The sequence below is a fragment of the Paenibacillus ottowii genome, assembly GCF_006874425.1.
Lineage (GTDB): Bacteria > Bacillota > Bacilli > Paenibacillales > Paenibacillaceae > Paenibacillus > Paenibacillus ottowii.
The window spans coordinates 757,277-775,910 of sequence record NZ_VIJZ01000001.1 but is presented as its reverse complement, the minus strand read 5'-3'; the positions used below and the strand labels follow the sequence as shown (position 1 = coordinate 775,910).

19 protein-coding genes are annotated in these 18,634 nt (G+C 45.5%); 6 read left to right on the top strand and 13 right to left on the bottom strand.

The window, feature by feature from the left end; translation table 11 throughout:
* Positions 1-65: 65 nt before the first annotated feature.
* Positions 66-1,655: an amidohydrolase gene (locus tag FKV70_RS03890; protein ID WP_142611861.1), complete on the bottom strand. Its 1,590-nt coding sequence runs from the start codon at positions 1,653-1,655 to the stop codon at positions 66-68.
* A 48-nt stretch (positions 1,656-1,703) separates the two neighbouring features.
* Complete coding sequence (locus FKV70_RS03885) at positions 1,704-2,402, bottom strand: 4'-phosphopantetheinyl transferase family protein (protein WP_063212974.1); 699 nt, start codon at positions 2,400-2,402, stop codon at positions 1,704-1,706.
* Between the two features lie 228 nt (positions 2,403-2,630).
* On the opposite strand from FKV70_RS03885, the gene FKV70_RS03880 reads away from it, so the two are divergent.
* Positions 2,631-4,097: an RICIN domain-containing protein gene (locus FKV70_RS03880; protein WP_142611860.1), complete on the top strand. Its 1,467-nt coding sequence runs from the start codon at positions 2,631-2,633 to the stop codon at positions 4,095-4,097.
* Positions 4,098-4,207: 110 nt separating this feature from the next.
* On the opposite strand, the gene FKV70_RS03875 is transcribed toward FKV70_RS03880, so the two are convergent.
* Together FKV70_RS03875 and FKV70_RS03870 are read right to left on the bottom strand one after the other, a co-directional pair.
* A complete protein-coding gene (locus FKV70_RS03875; RefSeq protein ID WP_063212976.1) occupies positions 4,208-4,723 on the bottom strand; it encodes an acyl-CoA thioesterase in 516 nt (171 codons plus the stop codon).
* A 99-nt stretch (positions 4,724-4,822) separates the two neighbouring features.
* The gene (locus FKV70_RS03870; RefSeq protein ID WP_063212977.1) at positions 4,823-5,371 is read right to left on the bottom strand and encodes a helix-turn-helix domain-containing protein; all 549 of its coding nucleotides are present in this window, start codon (positions 5,369-5,371) and stop codon (positions 4,823-4,825) included.
* Between the two features lie 166 nt (positions 5,372-5,537).
* Here FKV70_RS03870 and FKV70_RS03865 point away from each other — a divergent pair, with 166 nt between their 5' ends.
* Positions 5,538-6,263 (top strand): AzlC family ABC transporter permease, encoded by a 726-nt coding sequence (locus tag FKV70_RS03865; RefSeq protein ID WP_142611859.1) that lies wholly within the window; start codon positions 5,538-5,540, stop codon positions 6,261-6,263.
* Positions 6,260-6,592 (top strand): AzlD domain-containing protein, encoded by a 333-nt coding sequence (locus FKV70_RS03860; protein WP_142611858.1) that lies wholly within the window; start codon positions 6,260-6,262, stop codon positions 6,590-6,592. The genes FKV70_RS03865 and FKV70_RS03860 overlap by 4 nt, the downstream gene beginning before the upstream one ends.
* Here the strand turns inward: FKV70_RS03860 and FKV70_RS03855 are convergent, their stop codons facing one another.
* From FKV70_RS03855 to FKV70_RS03835, 5 genes are all read right to left on the bottom strand, one after another.
* A complete protein-coding gene (locus FKV70_RS03855; protein ID WP_142611857.1) occupies positions 6,593-7,327 on the bottom strand; it encodes an ABC transporter permease in 735 nt (244 codons plus the stop codon).
* Between the two features lie 13 nt (positions 7,328-7,340).
* Positions 7,341-8,048 carry an ABC transporter permease gene (locus tag FKV70_RS03850; RefSeq protein ID WP_064795217.1) on the bottom strand — a complete coding sequence of 236 codons (708 nt, stop codon included), beginning with the start codon at positions 8,046-8,048 and terminating at the stop codon, positions 7,341-7,343.
* Entirely contained in the window at positions 8,045-8,968 is a 924-nt protein-coding gene (locus FKV70_RS03845) for an ABC transporter ATP-binding protein (RefSeq protein ID WP_142611856.1), read from the bottom strand. Before FKV70_RS03845 ends, FKV70_RS03850 begins: the two co-directional genes overlap by 4 nt.
* Before the next feature lie 143 nt (positions 8,969-9,111).
* Positions 9,112-10,182 carry a sensor histidine kinase gene (locus FKV70_RS03840; protein ID WP_142611855.1) on the bottom strand — a complete coding sequence of 357 codons (1,071 nt, stop codon included), beginning with the start codon at positions 10,180-10,182 and terminating at the stop codon, positions 9,112-9,114.
* Positions 10,179-10,898, bottom strand: a complete 720-nt coding sequence (locus FKV70_RS03835; RefSeq protein ID WP_063209874.1) for a response regulator transcription factor — start codon at positions 10,896-10,898, stop codon at positions 10,179-10,181. The genes FKV70_RS03840 and FKV70_RS03835 overlap by 4 nt, the downstream gene beginning before the upstream one ends.
* Positions 10,899-11,060: 162 nt before the next feature.
* Here FKV70_RS03835 and yhbH point away from each other — a divergent pair, with 162 nt between their 5' ends.
* Together yhbH and FKV70_RS03825 are read left to right on the top strand one after the other, a co-directional pair.
* Positions 11,061-12,227: a sporulation protein YhbH gene (gene yhbH / locus FKV70_RS03830; RefSeq protein WP_142611854.1), complete on the top strand. Its 1,167-nt coding sequence runs from the start codon at positions 11,061-11,063 to the stop codon at positions 12,225-12,227.
* The gene (locus tag FKV70_RS03825; protein WP_063209878.1) at positions 12,224-13,666 is read left to right on the top strand and encodes a SpoVR family protein; all 1,443 of its coding nucleotides are present in this window, start codon (positions 12,224-12,226) and stop codon (positions 13,664-13,666) included. The genes yhbH and FKV70_RS03825 overlap by 4 nt, the downstream gene beginning before the upstream one ends.
* Before the next feature lie 70 nt (positions 13,667-13,736).
* On the opposite strand, the gene FKV70_RS03820 is transcribed toward FKV70_RS03825, so the two are convergent.
* From FKV70_RS03820 to FKV70_RS26995, 4 genes are all read right to left on the bottom strand, one after another.
* Positions 13,737-14,915, bottom strand: a complete 1,179-nt coding sequence (locus FKV70_RS03820; RefSeq protein WP_142611853.1) for a TolB-like translocation protein — start codon at positions 14,913-14,915, stop codon at positions 13,737-13,739.
* A 128-nt stretch (positions 14,916-15,043) separates the two neighbouring features.
* Positions 15,044-16,627 carry a sensor histidine kinase gene (locus FKV70_RS03815; protein WP_142611852.1) on the bottom strand — a complete coding sequence of 528 codons (1,584 nt, stop codon included), beginning with the start codon at positions 16,625-16,627 and terminating at the stop codon, positions 15,044-15,046.
* The gene (locus FKV70_RS03810) at positions 16,624-17,310 is read right to left on the bottom strand and encodes a response regulator transcription factor (protein WP_063209884.1); all 687 of its coding nucleotides are present in this window, start codon (positions 17,308-17,310) and stop codon (positions 16,624-16,626) included. Before FKV70_RS03810 ends, FKV70_RS03815 begins: the two co-directional genes overlap by 4 nt.
* A 32-nt stretch (positions 17,311-17,342) precedes the next feature.
* On the bottom strand, positions 17,343-17,480 hold the full coding sequence (locus FKV70_RS26995) for a helix-turn-helix domain-containing protein (protein ID WP_142611895.1): 138 nt from the start codon (positions 17,478-17,480) through the stop codon (positions 17,343-17,345).
* 127 nt (positions 17,481-17,607) lie between these two features.
* Between FKV70_RS26995 and FKV70_RS03800 the strand changes: the two genes are divergently transcribed.
* A complete protein-coding gene (locus FKV70_RS03800) occupies positions 17,608-18,618 on the top strand; it encodes an aminoglycoside phosphotransferase family protein (protein WP_142611851.1) in 1,011 nt (336 codons plus the stop codon).
* Positions 18,619-18,634: the final 16 nt, after the last annotated feature.

Genomic DNA, 18,634 nt, shown 5'->3' with positions numbered 1-18,634 from the left:
AAAAGCCTTCAACCTCACGTGAAAAGTGAAGTTGAAGGCTTTTGCCGTACATACGTAATGCCAGCCTACGACCGATATGCAACTTGCCCGTTCACAACGGTCATTCGTACCTTAACATCCAGTAGAGCTTGGGGACCTTGCGACACATCGCGGTCAATAACGGTAAAGTCAGCGGCTTTGCCTTCAGCGATTGTCCCTCTTTCATCAGCTTCGCCTGCTGCTACTGCGCTCCCCATAGTGAACAGATGAATAGCTTCGTGAACATCCAGCTTTTCAGCGGGAAGATAGCCCTCATGCATTTCTTCCGGCTTGGCGCGAGTCACTGCCGCATGTATACCCAAAAATGGGTTTAGCGGCTCGATCGGCGCATCACTGCCTCCAGCGCACGGAATACCTGCTTGCAGCAGCTTTTTCCAGGCATATAAATATTCGGTCCGTTCCTTCCCAACCCGATTCAGTACCCAAGGAAAGTCACTTGCGACAAAACGAGGCTGAATGTCCGCAATTAGCGGCAGCTTCGCCATTCTTTTGACCAAATCAGCCCTTAGCACCTGCCCATGAATCAGACGATCCGGCAACCCGCTTTCTTCCGTTAGTCCATGGGCCTCCATTGCTGTCAAAATCATGTCCGCTGCCCCATCTCCGATGGCATGTACCGCGACTGGAAAGCCTGCGGCTCTGGTTGCTGCCACCATTTGATTCAGCTCTGGCTGCGGTTGAATCGCCATTCCAGACGTATGTGGAGCATCACTATAAGGTTCGGATAATAAAGCTGTTCTCCCGCCAATAGCGCCGTCAGCGAATATTTTAATCGCACCGATTTTGAACCACTCATTGCCAGTTCCTGCACGCAGCCTTTGCACTTTCACTTCGTCCAAAAACGGATGATAGATGAGCTGGTGTGTGCGAAATGCAAGGCCTTCTTCTCTTAGCTCCCTGTAAATTCGCTGCATTGTCTCCACGCTGCCCAAAAAACGTAAATCCTCCGTGTGCGCAGCAGTTAGACCAAGCCGTAGCGCGTCCAGACAAGCTCGCCGGATCGTATCCTTCTTCACCGTATAATCCGGCTCTGGCTGTACGCTTGTAAAGGCAAAGGATGCTTCCTCATAAATTAATCCATTTAACCGACCATCTGCATCTCGTCCATAGGCACCCGAAGCCGGATCAGGGGTGTTCTCGTGAATACCTGCACGCCGAAATGCCTCTGAATTGGCCAAAAACGTATGAAAGCACGTACGGGTCAGATAGACCGGGTGCTGATCTGTAATGGCATCTAGCTCCGCTATATTCGGAATTTCAACAGGTTTAAACGTATTTTCGTTCCAATTGAGTCCTAAAATCCACTCTCCTGGCGGTGTTACAGCGACTCGCTTGCGCAGCATAGCCAGCATTTCGTCCTTGGAAGTAGCTGAGGTCAGGTCCAGCATAGCCAGCTTCATACCATGCATAGACAAATGCATATGTGCATCGGTTAAGCCCGGCAGTACATGGGCACCTTCCCAATCCACGCTTTCATACTCTTTACCGGACAACTGCAATTCAAGCTCCCGGGCATATCCAATGGCCTGTATGCGGCCATCCTCTACAACTATGGAGTCTCCTTTGGAAGCCCAATCCCCATATAACCTGCCATGCCTAAACAAAACGAATGTCAACGTCACTCATCTCCTTTTTTCCAATGATATGCTTGATCTGGCTGCATATTAAGACAAGGCTGCCACTTCCAAACGTAGTGTATTTATATCTACCTGCTGTACCTCCTGTGCAAAATCATCATGAGCTGCACAGACAGCCATTTTATAATCCGGGTCCAGCTCATACTGCTTAAAATGGCAATACTCCGTAGTAAAGCCCTCTGTCGTGAAACCTATAGACGACTGGGCTTCCAGCTCGAATGAAAAAGACTTTAGCGGCAGCGTTAGTCCCTGTCCTTCGGCCTTTACAAAACTTTCCTTAAGCGTCCAAAGATCATAAAAATAAGATAAGCGACTCTCTGGTTCCTGACGCATTAATGCATCATACTCTGTGTCTGAAAAGCATACCCTGCCTACCTCAAAATCAATAGGACGGAGCTGTTCAATGTCGATACCAAGCGGATGATCGTCAACGGCGCATACTACCCATTTTCCCGAATGGGAAACATTAAAATGAAATGCCGGTGCATTCAACAAGGAGGGCTTGCCAAAAGCATTGTATGTAAACTGAAGGCTGACATTTGGTATTTTTAATTGGCGACAAGCCAACCACCTTAACAACACATCAGCGTATAATCCCCTCAAAGCGTCTTCACGATGTAAAAAACGATCCAACTTGTGCTGTTTTTCCAGTGAGACCTGATGTACCAGTAATTCATAATGTTCCTCAGCCTGCGGCTTGGTCGTATCAATCGCGTATATTTCCATCGTCGCCTCCCGTATATCCTAATGAATTTCAGTATGTTTGTAATACTCCCCATTCGATGGAAGTCTGTCAAATTTGGATGATGCTTTCCATATATATGGTCAATATACTACTCTAGCACTTTCAATTCAATATGGATACAATTGGGATAGGCAGCTCTATCAAAGCTAATTCATAGGACCTACTAATGAAAGCGCTTTAAAATAACACATACAGAGGAGGACGAAACAATGAAATATGATTTTGCCCGCTTGCTGTGTATTATGCTTACTATTTTGCTTTCGTTGAGTATTTTTCAGATGTTCTCACCTAAGATTGCTTCAGCCGCTTCAACCAATGTTGTGAACGGCATTCAGTTCAAAGATACAAATGGAAACGTGGTTCATGCCCATGGGGGCGGGATGATTAAAGTAGATGGTTATTATTATTGGTTTGGTGAAAATCGTAATCCCAATGGTACGTTCAAGGCGGTATCCGCCTATCGTTCCACGGATTTAAAAAACTGGGAGTTTCGCAAAAACGTGCTGACTAGCAGTTCGGCCGCCGAACTGAATGTATCAAATATTGAACGTCCGAAAGTGATTTATAATGAAAAAACACGTAAATACGTATTGTGGATGCACAAGGAAAACGGGATTAATTATAACGAGGCCCGAGTAGCAGTTGCCTCTTCGGATACCGTAGACGGCGATTATACGTATCAGGGCAGCTTCCGTCCGCTGGATTATGATTCGCGCGATATGACCGTATATAACGATAACGGTACTGCTTACCTGATCTCCGCTACCCGTGTCAACGCGAATCTGAACATTTATCGTTTGACACCGGATTTTCTACAAGTTGAATCCTTGGTGGCTACACTTTGGCCAGGACAATATCGTGAAGCTCCGGCGATGTTCAAAAAAGGAGATGTCTACTTCCTGATTACATCCGGAGCAACTGGTTGGAACCCCAATCAGGCCAAGTATGCTACCGCATCCAGTATTGAAGGAACCTGGAGCAATACGATGAACTTCGGGGATAGTACAACCTATGGTTCACAGTCGGCCTACGTCATTCCTGTTGAAGGTACGCAGGCTACCTCGTACCTGTATTTGGGCGACCGCTGGGCGGGGGCTTGGAGTGGTCCTGTGCAGGACTCGACATATGTATGGCTGCCGCTGCGTTTTCCAACTGCGACTTCATTAGCAATGGATTGGTTCGACAGTATTAACATTGATACCGCCAGTGGTGTGGTGGAGGGCGTGACTACACCGATGGTCATCGACCCGAATGCTTATTATCAGCTGGTAAGCCGCAAGAGCAACAAGCCGCTAGGCATCATTGGCAATGCGACGACAGACGGAGCAGACTTGGAGCAGCGTGCAAATTCCGGTACACCAAGCCAGCAATGGCAGCTTAAGGATACAGGCGATGGATATTATAAAATTGTAAACCGGAACAGCGGGAAGCTGATTGGCGTTGAAAACGGTGCGACAGCGGACGGCGTAGTTATCGAACAGTGGAATGATGGAGGCTGGTCCAGTCAGCATTGGCAGCTGGTATCCGTAACCGGAGGTTATTACAAGCTGAAAAATCGGGCAACTGGCAAGCTGATCGACATTTCCGAAGGTGCGACCGCCGATGGAGCTAAAGCCATTCAATGGGGCGATAATGGCGGAACGAACCAGCATTTCCGCATAGTTAAAATGGAATAGCTCAGAACGTTTATCAAAGGGAGCCGTAATCCGAGCAGATCTTAGCGATCTCTAACGGAAAAGCGGCTCCCTTTTTATGCAAAAACAAAAAGACGGTGATGTCTAGTGCACTATACCTCCCACGGGAAATTTGTCGTCAGAAAACTAGCCAGCTGCTTGCTTTCTTCCCTCCGCTGACGCCGTATGGCTGCACGCGATGGAGCCGTTTGGTGTAAGTGCATTTGCTCTTCTGTTTCGGGAATCACCTGTGGGACAGTCACCTTACGGTTATTCTCGTCCAACGCCACAAAGGTCAGGAAGGCGGTGGCTGCAATTTTGCGGTCAGCAGTCATTAATCCTTCGCGAATTACCTTTACGAACACCTCCATCGAGCTGCGGCCTGTCCAAGTTACGAACGCTTCCAGCGTGACAGAATCGCTTGGGTGGATAGGCAGCAAAAAGTCCACCGAATCCGTCGAAGCCGTAACGGTGTTCGTACGGCACAGCTTGGAGGCAGCAATAGATGCGATATCGTCGATATACGACATCAATCGGCCTCCGAAGAGCGTGTTATGATTGTTGATATCATTGGGAAATACTCGGGACGTCTTACAGCAGTAGGTTTCTCGAATGTACTTGCTTTCCATGGGTTCTTTCCTCTCTTTTCCTCGTTGCTCTCTTTTTATATTTCAGGCTTTTGGAGAATCTTATGTGAAAGTCTGTTGTAGACTATATTAATCTTCCCACTAATCCGCATAATAAATCAAGACATAAAAATCAGCATCCTCATCTGAATCATTGCGATAAGCGTGGATATCAGACACTTGAAATTGTACCGCATCCCCTGCACTCAGTTTGAGTTGCTGCCCCTGCATTTCAAAGTACATTTCTCCACGGATCATGAGAATTGTTTCCTCTCCCAGATGCTTCTCTGCCTGATGTGTAAAACCTGGCTTCAGACTTACCGTAAATACCTCGAACTTCTTCTCCGAGTGGTACGGAAATACTGGATAAACAAAATAGTTACCGTCCTCATCAATAACTGGATGTAAATCCGCCCTCCGAATCTTTGTGATTTGCGGCGGGTCTTCTTTAAGAAAGGTGGAAAAAGATACATGCAAGCCGTTCGCAATTTTCCATAGCGTGGTTACTGTAGGATTGGATTTCCCCTTTTCAATTTGAGCCAGCATCCCTTTGCTGACCCCTGTCAGTTCAGCGACCTTATCCAAACTAAGTCCTCTAGTCTTCCTGATTTGAGCTAAATTAGAGCCAATAATATACTGCATTGAATCCACGGACTGTCCCTCCTGGTATCCATAAGTCTATATATGAAGAATACACAAAAGATGACATGTTTGCTATAGAGTTTATCCAATATAACATACAAATGTATAATATATTGATACTCTTAGAATTCCGTTATATACTATTATAAAATTTGTGTTCTGGGGGAAGATTGACATGTCCATAGCTTCAGAGTTGAGTGGAACGAAACACGATACACTCAGCTTTTTACAAGGGGTTAAAGATTGTATCCCTACATTGCTTGGTTATGTATGTATTGGGTTCGCGGCGGGCATTGTGGGCGCTTCATCAGGGGTGAGCACTCTGGAAATTGGCCTGATGTCAGCGCTTGTATATGCTGGCGCCTCCCAATTTATTATGTGCTCCATGCTGGCTACAGCCAGTCCTCTGTCTGTCATTATTTTAACGACATTTATAGTAAATGCCCGCCATCTGCTGTTAAGTGCGTCGTTGGCCCCTTATTTTTCTAAATATTCACTGTGGAGAAATATAGGCATCGGTATTCTTTTGACAGACGAATCCTTTGGGGTAGCGTCGTATAAATTGGCTAAGGGCGGACAGGTCAGTGACCGCTGGATGAACGGGCTTAATATCACAGCATATCTCGCTTGGATCGCTTCCTGTGTGGCTGGAGGAGTGCTCGGAAATTGGATTTCCCATCCAGAAATGTTTGGTCTGGACTTTGCCTTGCCTGCAATGTTCCTTGCCCTGCTTATCTCCCAGCTCCAAAGTGTCCAGACCTCTAAACTCAAGCATCGCCTGCTGCTTGTGCTATGTATGGCCGTTCTAATGTACCTTTTGTCCTGGTGGGTGCCATCACATATCGCCGTCATTGTATCGACTATGATCACCGCAACGATTGGAGTGTTAACCGACAAATGAATATTAATCCCAATGTCCTGCATATCATTGTCGGCGGCATGATTGTCACGGCGATTCCAAGAATCATTCCCTTCATCGTGCTGCAAAAACTGACACTGCCCAAGCCCGTGTTACAGTGGCTGTCCTACATTCCCATTTGCATCTTCACGGCACTAGTCATGGAAAACCTGCTCGAACGAACCGAAACTTCGGTCACTCTTAATGGGCAAGTGCTTATAGCAGTCCTTCCTACACTGATAACCGCCTTGTGGAGCAAAAATTTGCTTGCTACTGTAGTGGTCGGTATTGTGAGTATGGCCGTAGTTCGACTTTTATGGATGGGACACTAACTACGACCAGTCCCTATTCACAAACATCTTTCTTCCACCAAATAGATAGGCTAGGAACGTAACAAGTACAATCAAGCCAAGACTATAAGGCTCAACTCTAGGAGCATAGCTCGCTGTTTGCGGCAACATGATATAATAAGGAATCGTAAAAGGAAACCATGCACCTATGGAAGAATGAAAGCCTGTCATAACAATATTAGGAACTACACAGCAAATGGACATTCCCAGTGAAGCTCCGAAATTACGGATTTTTACTGAGAGTATAAGCTGGAGGGCTGCCAATGGAAGAATCCCGAACCACCCTCCCAATCCAGTAAAAAGGACGAGAGTCCAAGGGATTTCTCCTGGAGCACCCGCTATATACCCACCTGCAAAATATCCTACTATGAATGTAAGCTGATCAAGAAACAGTATGAGAATGAGCAATATATATTTTGCATAATAGATTCGCTGACGGGGATACGGACTGCTTAATAAAATCTTCCATCCCCCGTCTCGATGTTCGTATGCGCACAAAAGAGAAGCGATAATTCCACAATAAAGCGGATAAAAAAACATCGAGTGAAATTGCGCCGCATAGGTGTATAGCATTAACCAGCTAGGCTCATAAAACTGCTTCAAATCGTTCAGTTCCATGACTCCCATTAAAGAATTGATAACCGCATCTAATATAATGAGAATCCATACCATGACCCATTGAACCTTCATCGCCTCCACGCGTAAAATGGATCTCATACTTTTCCTCCTCCTATTTGAATTCATGCTTTCTAAACTGTAGAGTACCGAGTCCTGTGAAGATGAGCCCTGCACATAAAGCAATGATCACCCACATTACGTATCCCTTTATTAGAGGACTTGATAGAGCCGGATACGACCAAGGCAATAATTTAATCCAAAAAATACTTGTTCGTGCCAAAAACAAGCTGGCAATAGAACCAAATATGCCAAATGCTAACGGAAATGCCTGATTAGTAAAAAGCGTAGACAACCAAAGTTGAATTGCAAGTACAGGCAGAGTAGCCAAGCTGGCGTTAATCGGCTGCAGCAGCATAACTCGCCAAGGAATGGGCTCGTTTGTATACAACACCCAGATGAGACTCATCCCTGCTATCGTGATCAAGGCGGTGCCAAACTGCAAAATCACAACCCATAACATTTTGGATAAGTAGATGTAGCTTCTGGGAACTGGCATGGCCATAAGCTGCTTCCATGTTTGGGTATCATGCTCTGTACCCGCCATAATACTTGCTAGAAGTGTACCGCCAAGCAGCATCACAAACGAGATGAACATAAACATAACCGCAAAACCAGCATAGACCCCTCCTGGCCCCTGACGAAAGTAGAGATACCATTCCATGACAGTCATCCCTGTAAGGACACAGCCCTGTATTAGAGGAAGCCACCAGCATATTTTTTTCAGCTTATATCCTTCCGCCTTGATAACTTGGAGTATCATAAGCTTCGCTCCTTACCCGTCAGCTCCAGGAATATTTCCTCCAATGTTTTTTTCTTCTCCCTTACCCGGTAGACGGGGTGATTATGCTCCACTAACACTTTGATCATCTCCGATGACTGCTCACGGTCTACTATAGGAGTTATGACTTCTTTTTGCTCCATAGATTCAGCTCCGGCAATCCATCCATGCTGCATCAGGTCTCCAGCAGCCTGAACAGGATTTTGGGTTTCAATAAATAGTTGAGGCTTGCTTTTATCTGTAAGTTCTTTCATCGTTCCATGGAAAATCATTTCCCCTTGATTGATAATTCCTACACAGGTTGCAATCTGTTCGATTTCACTTAATAGATGGCTCGAAACCAATACCGTCATTCCGTAAGCATCAGGCAGGCTCATAATTAACTCCCGAATTTCCTGAATTCCGGACGGGTCCAAACCATTCGTCGGTTCATCAAGAATCAACAATTTGGGATCGGCAATCAATGCCATGGCAATTCCTAGCCTTTGCCTCATTCCCAGGGAGTATCCTTTTACTGGACGGTACGCATCCTTACTTAATCTCACCAAATCCAGCACTTTATGAATTTTTCGGGTCGGCAACCCACGCATCGTTGTAACGATTTCCAAATTTCGATATGCAGACAAATGAGCATAATAGGCAGGTGATTCAACCAGCGAACCCACATCCTTTAATATTTCCATGCGATGATCCTTGAGCTTTTTCCCAAATATCTCAATTTCTCCGGATGTGGATTTTATCAGCCCGAGCAGCATACGAATCGTGGTTGTTTTCCCCGCCCCGTTTGGTCCCAAAAATCCGTAAATTTGCTTCTCAGGTACCTGTAGATTTATTTGTTTGACAAATTCCCTTTTTCCAAAACGCCTGGTTAGCTGACGTGTACGTATTACATGTTCAGACATTTCCTGATCTCCTCTCGACTTTTGACGCTGAAGTTTAGTTACATACAGTTTACTGAAAGAAAGTTAACATCAAGTAAACAGTTCCTAAACAACAGGCAAAAAAACGAGCGAACTCTAAAATGGAGGGCACAGATGTTAAGGAGTTACCTATTTAGCGGCAATGTAATTTCCATACTGGTACCCTTTTTACTTCCTGGAAGAATATGAAGCGTTCCGTTATGGGCTTCAATAAAGCTTTTGGCAATAGGTATCCCATGCTCTTTGGAAGGAGACATCTGTATACATTCAGTTGGATTCATGCCTATTCCATCATCTTCGATAGAAATATGAAGCTTATCGCTCTCTTTATTTATTTCCATTGAAATATGTGTGCCTGGAGGATTATGAATGATTGCGTTCATTAAAAAATTTTTCAATGCTCTACCTAATAATTTACTATCGAAGGGCATGGTACATACTGACTCCAATGACATAAAAGAAAATTCATACTGCTCGGCCGAAGGATGGTTAGCGATATCTAAGACCGTATTGCGGAGAAACTCCACAATGTCCTCCTTCTTCAACTGAATCGGCAAGGCCCCCTCCTTGAGCTGCATAGAAGCATTCAAATCCTGAATCAACTGCTTCATCTCCGTCACTTTCTCACTGATAATCATACTAAAGCTTCTTCTTTCTTCCTCGGACCAATCATACTCTTGAGCAGTCAGCATGGCTGCATACCCTTCAATATAAGATAACGGTGTTTTGAGATCATGGCTTACGCCTGCTACCCACTGCTGTTTTCGCTTTTCTATTTCCATCCTCTCTTCCTCATTGCTGCGCAATTGAGCAGATAAGATGTTCATTTGTTCGAATACTTCTTTATATAATTGATACGGAGGCTTATAACTATTTCTCTGACTTTTTTTACGCTCTGGCAGTTCTAGCTCACTTAGCGGCGCTTGGAATTCCCCTGTTGCTATATTTCCAATCCATTTGATTACATATACCAAGGGTTTGCCTATATACCATCCATAGGCAACTATGAACACAACACTCTGCACGATCCCAAGTCCGATCCAGAAAAAATCAATATTCATATTGTGAGAGGTATCAAATGTGCTTTTTATAAAAATATATATAATAGTACAGATCAGAAAACAAAGAACATAGACTAGTGCAAAACATAATGTTACTTTTATAAACCGAAAGGACATCTTGACCAAAGAGTTCATTCTTGCTCCCCCCTCTTGGCTGATATCATTTTATAACCTAGCCCTCTAACATTAACTAAAAATTGCGGGTGCTTGGGATCAGGTTCTATTTTTTTTCGCAAACGGGAGATATGAATGACTACTGTCTTTTCATCACCCAAGAAGGTCTCGCTCCATATTGCTTCGTATAGCTGACGAACACTGAATATACGGTTAGGATGCTTGCACAAAAATACCAGCAGCAGCCATTCACGTGCAGGACAATCGACCTCTTGGTCTTGCACATACAATACACCTGAGTCTAGCTCCAGACAAAAATATCCAAAGTCTAAGATTCGTAAGACAGGCTTCATATCCGCTGTCGTCACTTTTCGATATTTCATTCGGGCTTTCATACGCGCAACAACTTCCAACGGGTTAAACGGCTTGGTAATATAATCGTCCCCTCCAATACCAAAGCCCATTAATTTGTCCAGATCTGTATCTCTTGCTGTCAAAAAAAGAATAGGAGCTTCCGTGTATACACGCATCTGACGACACACCTCAAACCCATCGTAATCAGGGAGCATAACATCAAGCACAATCACATCAATACGAGATTTCATCACGATTTGCAACGCTTCTTGCCCCGTGGCTGCATGCTTAACATGAAGAAACCCTTCTTTTTTTAATACCGTTGTCAGCATATCTCGCAGTCCCTGTTCATCGTCTACGATAAGCACTGCAATTTCTTCCATAACCAAGGTTCTCCATTCTTTTTTTACATTTTTTACTTTCATTATAAAGCAAACGGGCATAATTTAAATCGAGTTCCATCACATATCGTACATCCCCGTGAATATACTTAATAACCAACAAGGCCAAACTGTGCCGTGTATCCACTTGGGGGGTGCCTAACAATGCCGGAACCACGCCAGCCATATTCATTCGTCGTATCCCGCGAAGATTGGTCGCTGCATCGCAAAGGGTACCAGGACCAGCAACGCCATCAGCAGAAGGTCAAAGATGTTATTAAGCAAAATCTACCCGATCTGATTACGGAAGAAAATATTATAATGTCGGATGGTCAACAGATTATCAAAGTGCCGATTCGCAGTTTGGATGAATATCGCTTCATTTATAACTACCAAAAACAAAAGCACGTAGGCCAAGGAGATGGCGACAGTCAGGTGGGGGATGTCATCGGACGTGATCCTGCTTCCCAAAAGCCAGGCAAAGGTGAGAAAGCAGGCGACCAGCCGGGATACGATATTATGGAAACTGAAGTCAGCATAGAGGAACTTGAAGATATGCTGTTCGAGGAAATGGAATTACCGCATTTGCAGCAAAAAGATAAGGATCAAATCGAGGTTGAATCTATCGTATTCAATGATATACGCAAAAAAGGCATGCAAGCGAACATTGACAAAAAGCGAACCATTCTCGAAAATCTGCGCCGCAACGCTCGTGAGGGGAATCCGGGCATTCATCATATTAGTCCAGATGATCTTCGTTACAAAACATGGGAAGAGAAAACCATTCCTCAATCCAATGCGGTAATTATCGCTATGATGGACACCTCAGGCAGCATGGGATCTTTTGAAAAATATTGCGCCCGCAGCTTCTTTTTCTGGATGACGCGCTTTTTGCGTCGCCAATATGAAAAGGTGGAAATGATTTTTCTTGCGCATCATACCGAAGCCAAGGAGGTTACGGAGGAAGAATTTTTCACTCGCGGTGAAAGTGGCGGCACCATCTGCTCTTCTGCTTATTTGAAAGCATTGGAGATTATCGACAAGCGCTATCCTCCTTCCGCTTATAATATTTATCCCTTTCATTTCTCCGATGGCGATAACCTAAGCTCAGACAATGAACGATGTGTGAAACTAATTGAGGAGCTTATGAAACGCAGCAATATGTTCGGCTATGGAGAAGTGAACCAATATAATCGCAGCAGTACGCTGATGTCAGCCTACAAGAATATTAAGGCAGATCAGTTTATGTACTATGTGATCAAGGAAAAAGGTGAGGTATACCAGGCCCTACGCACCTTTTTTCGCAAACGGGAAGGGGGAACAGCGGGATGAGTACCGACCAGAAAGAGCTGGAATACGCGATATCAGAAATTATGGAGATTGCTGATGGATTCGGACTCGACTACTATCCGATGCGGTATGAGATTTGTCCGGCGGATATTGTATACACATTTGGGGCGTATGGTATGCCTACGCGCTTTAGCCACTGGAGTTTTGGAAAAACATTTCACAAGATGAAAATGCAGTACGATTTTGGATTGAGTAAAATCTATGAGTTGGTCATTAACTCTAATCCCTGCTACGCTTTCCTGCTAGATGGAAATTCTTTGGTGCAAAATAAACTGATTGTCGCCCATGTACTGGCACACTGCGATTTTTTCAAACATAACGCCCGTTTCTCGGCCTCCAACCGCAATATGGTAGAGAGTATGTCTGCCACCGCAGAACGGATCAGCAGCTATGAAATGGAGTACGGCTCAAAGGCCGTGGAATCCTTCATTGACTCTGTACTGGCGATACAAGAACATGTAGACCCACAGCTCATCAAACCAAGGCATCTGGATAAACAACGATACATGGAACTCAAAATCAAGGAGCAAAAAGAACCCAAAAAACACCAGCGTCCAACCGGACCTTACGATGATCTGTGGTCACTGGACACAGTAAAGCCGCATGATTCGGCTGAGACCGAGGGTATTAAGGTACGCCAGTTCCCACCGGAACCTGAAAAAGATATCGTCTGGTTTATTCAGGAATTCTCCGAAGTACTGGAGGATTGGCAGCGGGACATCATGACGATGCTGCGGGATGAAATGCTGTATTTCTGGCCCCAAATGGAGACCAAAATCATGAATGAAGGCTGGGCCTCTTATTGGCATCAACGGATTGTCAGAGAACTGGATTTGACTGGGGATGAAACCGTTGAATTTGCCATGCTGAACGCTTCCGTTGTACAGCCTTCCAAGCAAAGCTTGAATCCGTATTATTTGGGACTGAAAATATTTGAAGATATTGAAAAGCGATGGGATAACCCCACCCGTGAGGAACAAGAGCGCCAAGGACGTAAACCGGGCGAGGGCCGGGCTAAAATATTCGAGGTGCGAGAGTTTGATTCGGATACCTCTTTTATACGCAATTACATGACCAAGCAACTAACGGAGGATTTGGATCTGTACGTGTTTGAGAAACGGGGACCGGACTGGAAAATTACCGATAAATCCTGGGAAAACATACGGGATCAGCTTGTGTTTTCACGCGTAAATGGAGGCTCACCTTACATCGTCGTTGAGGACGGAGACTATCTGCATACGGGTGAGTTAAAGCTTAAGCACCAGTATGAAGGCATTGAACTGGATTTAAAATATATGGAGCGCACGCTTCCATATGTATACCAACTATGGGGGCGAGCCGTTCATTTGGAAACGATGATTGAGGGGAAGCTCGCCTTATTTTCATATGATGGGAAAAAGCATCATCGCAAGTTTGTATAGTAATACACAATCGAATAGTCAGCGTAATTAAAAAAGGGGCATTCCGAAGAAGGAAATGCGCCTTTTTTTACTATTTTTTCTTAAATTCGACGATATAGCTCTGATTCAGTTGTTTTCCACCTTCCGAAATATTCTGGTACATGGATAAAAAACGGGCGGAAGGGCTCCATACCGTCGGGCTGTCATAGGATTGGATATCAGTCGTAACGGGAGTGGTTTTACCTGTCGACTGGTCAAATACATAGAGCCCTCTCATTCCTTGCTGATCCTCATCATAAATGGAAAAAGCAAGCTTGGTCCCGTCACTGGACCAGCTTCCACGACTCATTAAAGTCCCTTGACCAACGCTTCCTTTCTCTTTGCCTTGTTCGTCCAAAATGATCATACGGGCTGGTTCGGATGTATTCCATTTCCGCTTTTCAATGGCAATAGATTTACCATCAGGTGACACGGCAAAGGACATGATTCTCTCTGCAACAGTCACAACCTGAGGATGATTGAGAGTGAACCGATTCAGCACCGGATACCCTTGTTTATCATGGCCTGTATAAAATATGGCGTTACTTACTTTTTCGACATGAGCGATTAATTCTGAGCGATTCGGATCTTGAAAACTTAATTGTTCTGCTTTGCCGTCCAGACCAATCAGATGTATCTTACCGTCTGGTGTACCTGTAATGAGATGATTCTCATCGCCCCAGCTTACCTCGTTAGTCATGTCCAGTTGGCCAACCGATGTAACCTTACTGCTGCTTAGCTCTAAAATATAGCCCTGAATATCATACTTGCTGCTGGCGCTGCCCTCCGTAAAAAAGACATGCCGCTGATCTGGTGATACCACAGCAAGTAACTGTAGAGCGTTACGACTTGGTGTTAAAACTCGCTCCTGGCTGGTCTTTACATTATGAATCCATAACTGATTTCGACGCTCTACAATCAACTCTTCATCACTCAGCCATGACCTCGCGTAGACATCCCCCAGCCTGTCAATGGACTGTACCACCAGCTCGTCCGATACTTGCTGCCGAGCTGCATCCATGTCAATTACAGTAAGCTTTTGCCCCGGTTTCATACCAGATGATGGATGGGTCTCTCCTGCGCTTTTAATGCTGCAGCCACTGAGCAACCCTACAGCGATCAAGCCAGTCATGAGCAACCCTATGACTTTGTGTCTGAAAAAGCATGCATAGGGATGTTCGAGCTGGGGAAGGCCGTTCTTTTGCCCATAGCTGTCTAGTTTTTTATTCATCCTGTATAACGGCCTCCTTGTTATCGTTACCCCCAGCTTAATACCTGAACATCTCATGAATACATCGAATTGTTTCCAAGTTGTAAATAAGACACCATTCCTAGCCCTAAAGACGTAGAGCGACTTAATTACTCGAAGCCCTCGTAAACCAATAGGGGTAGCCTGAGCGAAAATTCATTGCCAATTGCACCTGAATGACCATTGTCCTTTTCCAACTCACTATCCTCCGAAGCTGTAAGCCGCAGCTCTCCACCCATGCGCTCCGCCAGTCTGCGTGCCAGAGGCAAACCCAGTCCCGTGCCACTGTCCTGACGAGAACGATCATGGCTTAAGGTCGCAAACGGCTCAAAAATCATGTCCCATTTGTCCCGCGGAATCCATGGACCGGAATTGCGTACATACACTGTCACGGTGTCCTTTTCCACTCGATTGGATAACGTAACCCAGCCTTCGTCCCGATTGTATTTCACTGCATTATCCAGTAAATTCAGTACAATATGTATCAGATGCTTAGGGTCTCCACACACCTTAGCAGGAAGGGTATCCATCGAAAAATTCAGTCCACGTGCCGCAGCCTTCCCGCGGATTCGACTACCAGCGTCTTCGAGCAGCAAATGCAGGTCAACTTCCTCCGTATGTAATTCAAAATCGTATTTGTCCAGCACAGCTAGTCTTAGCGAGTCCTCGACAAGCTCATACAACCGTTTGGTTTCCTTAGCGATACTTTCTCTCGCTTCCCGCAGCAATTCGGGATCATCCCCATACATATCCAGCAAATCAGCATAAGCCTGAATAGAGGTCAACGGAGTCTTCAGTTCGTGGCTGATATTGCCGATAAAAGCCTTTTGCTGCTGCTCCAGCTCTCTCAAACGCTGAACCGCTTCTTCCAGGCGAAGCTTTTCATTTTCGAGCGCGGTAATACTTGTCCGGATCACATGACTCATCTGGAGCATCCCTTCATCTAACCTTCCCAGCTCGTCCTGCCGTCGCAGCAATCTGGCTTCTGGATAGTTCCCTGCCGAGATCTGCTCAGAAGCGCGGGTCAGTCGTCCGATGTCCCTCGTCTGGCGGCTGACATAACCTAAGCCCAGAATAAAGCTTAAGACCAGCACCGCCCCTCCTGTCCATAAAAACAAGCGGGCAATCGCCTGGTAAAACTGCTGCTGCGCTTCTGTTGAGCTATGAAGCTGCACCACTCCCAGCAGGCCGTCTGGACCTTGAAGCGGAGCCAGATAAGTAACTGAGCTACCTTCCGTAATATATGCAATTTTCCCTTGGAGCGCATAAGAAAGCGCCTGGCTGACATCTGTTCTATAAGCCAGTGGTAGAGAATTCCCAACCTCATGCCCCTGGCCATCATATAAAATAACGCGCATATTACTGGATACGCCCAGTTCCACGGCAAGCTGAGGTGCTTGCTTTTTCATGAAGTCTTCGGGTAATTGGCGAGCTCCCAACAGGTAAGACTGTTTTACGCGCATCTCTACGATTTCCGCCTGACGCTTTAATCCGCGTTCCATTTGGTCTGTCTGATTAGCACGAATACCAGTAAGCACGAGCCAGCTCAGCACACCGACTGTAAACAGCAGTAAAGCCGCCAGTACCAGCGGAAATTTCCAGCGTAGACTCAAGCCTGTACGCTTACGTTTGCGCTTCTGCGGGTCCGTAGACTGCAAGCTTCCTTCCGGGTGGAGTGAATGATGTTCGTTCACGTCATTTTCTCCGCCTTATAGCCGATTCCATACACGGTCTGCAGCATCGATTGGTGCGGCTCCAGTTTTTTGCGCAAGCGCTGAATATGAATATCCACCGTCCGCGTCCCCCCCACATAATCGATGCCCCATATTTGTTCCAGCAGATCGTCCCGCGTATACACCCTCCCGGCATGGGACACCAGCAGAGCCAGCACATCAAACTCCTTGGGGGTCAGATCCAATGCTTTTGTTCCAAGTTCAGCTGTTCGGCTGGATGGACGCACTCGTAATGGACCTAGTATTACTTCCGTTCCTTCCGGCGCAGGCGCTCCTTCTCGTTCCAGCCTCCTTACTAATGCCTTAATACGTGCGAGCAGTTCTCTCAGGTCAAACGGCTTGCTCATAAAATCGTCTGCTCCCAGCTCCAGGCCGAGCACCTTATCGACGATATCGTTTTTAGCGGTTAGCAGTAAAATACCGATGCCTTTCCGATTTTCCAAACGACGGCACACCTCATATCCGCCCAGTTTGGGCATCATCACATCCAGTATAAGCACATCCGGGTGGAACATATGTACTTTTTCCAATGCGTCCTCTCCATCCACGGCAGTTTCCACCAAAAAACCTTCCCGCTTTAACGCATAGGCTAGCGCATTCCGAATACTCGCCTCATCGTCCGCTATCAGTATTCTTTTATCCATGTCCTTCCCTCCTGCCCCAAAAAAACGTTCAACTACTTATATTCCCACAAATAATAATGAATCAGACATGTATGGTATATAAACTGCTCACTTGAATCGTCAAGATCAAAATTCGTCATATCGTGTATTCGTTCCAGTCTGTATTTTACCGAATGTCTTACTGTCTGTATACGCTAAAATACTTCCGTATCGGCTGAGAATACCTACATAAAACTGCACCTATTATTTCCTCATGAATAGACTGATAACTAACAGAGGATTACCTTTTTCTTCAATTAAAAGTCAAGTGAGGTTCTTATGGCGAAATCCTATACCAAAGCACAAATTCGCAAAATCACCCGTCGTTTCGGCCTGATTCCCTTAAAATCAAGCTTAGTCTCATCTCTATATCGAAAAAATGCAGTCATCCAAGTGAAAACGAAAAAGGGGATTTATGCATTAAAGCCCTTTAGTCGTTCAAAGGTGGTATATTCAAATACGATTCAACAGATGGAACGAGTTGCGAGCTATATAAGGCTTTTGAAAAAGAGAAAGTATACCTACATGCCCACATGGCTCCCCACTCATTCCGGCCAGCTATGGACACTAGATCAAGGAACACCATTTTATGTAAGTCAGTGGATCAAAGGACGAGGACTGGAAACCGCTGACGATTACGAAAAACTGGGGCTGGCCCTCGCCACCCTTCATGCCACATCCACTGGCTTGCATCGGACCGAGAAAGGAACGTCTCCTCCGACCATTCAACAATTGCGGATATGGAAAAACCAAGACCGTCTTTTCCAAAAAAAAATAACAAAAGTCAGCCGCCAGGATAAAGAGTACCGCAACTGGTACAACACTCACGGCAAAGACTGTAACCGTTTATCCAGGCGGGCATGGAAGGATTTGCAGGACGCATCCATTATAAGACTGCTTCGAGCGGAACGTCGGCATCCCTCCTTGATTCACGGTGATATCACCATCCCAAATGTCATTATTTCTGATGACGGTCAGCTCAAAATCATTGATTGGGATCGGGTTAAGATTGGCTCAGTCTATACTGATTTGGCAAAGGCTCTTATGAATACGACCCAATTCAATCCTGAATTTGTGCAATCCTTGTTGAAAGGATACCAAAAACGTAAACCACTAAGCCGTACTGAACGGAAGATTGTTACAGCTTTATATAAATTGCCACGAGAAGCCTGGCATGCTTCCCGGCATCCAAATCGTTCAAGAGACCGCGAAATCCTGGACAACTGGGATCAGTCGTGGCCTCTTCGATTACAAATCATCCATATTTTGCAGGAATGGACCCGTCCATAAAAGAAAGTGAGGGGCA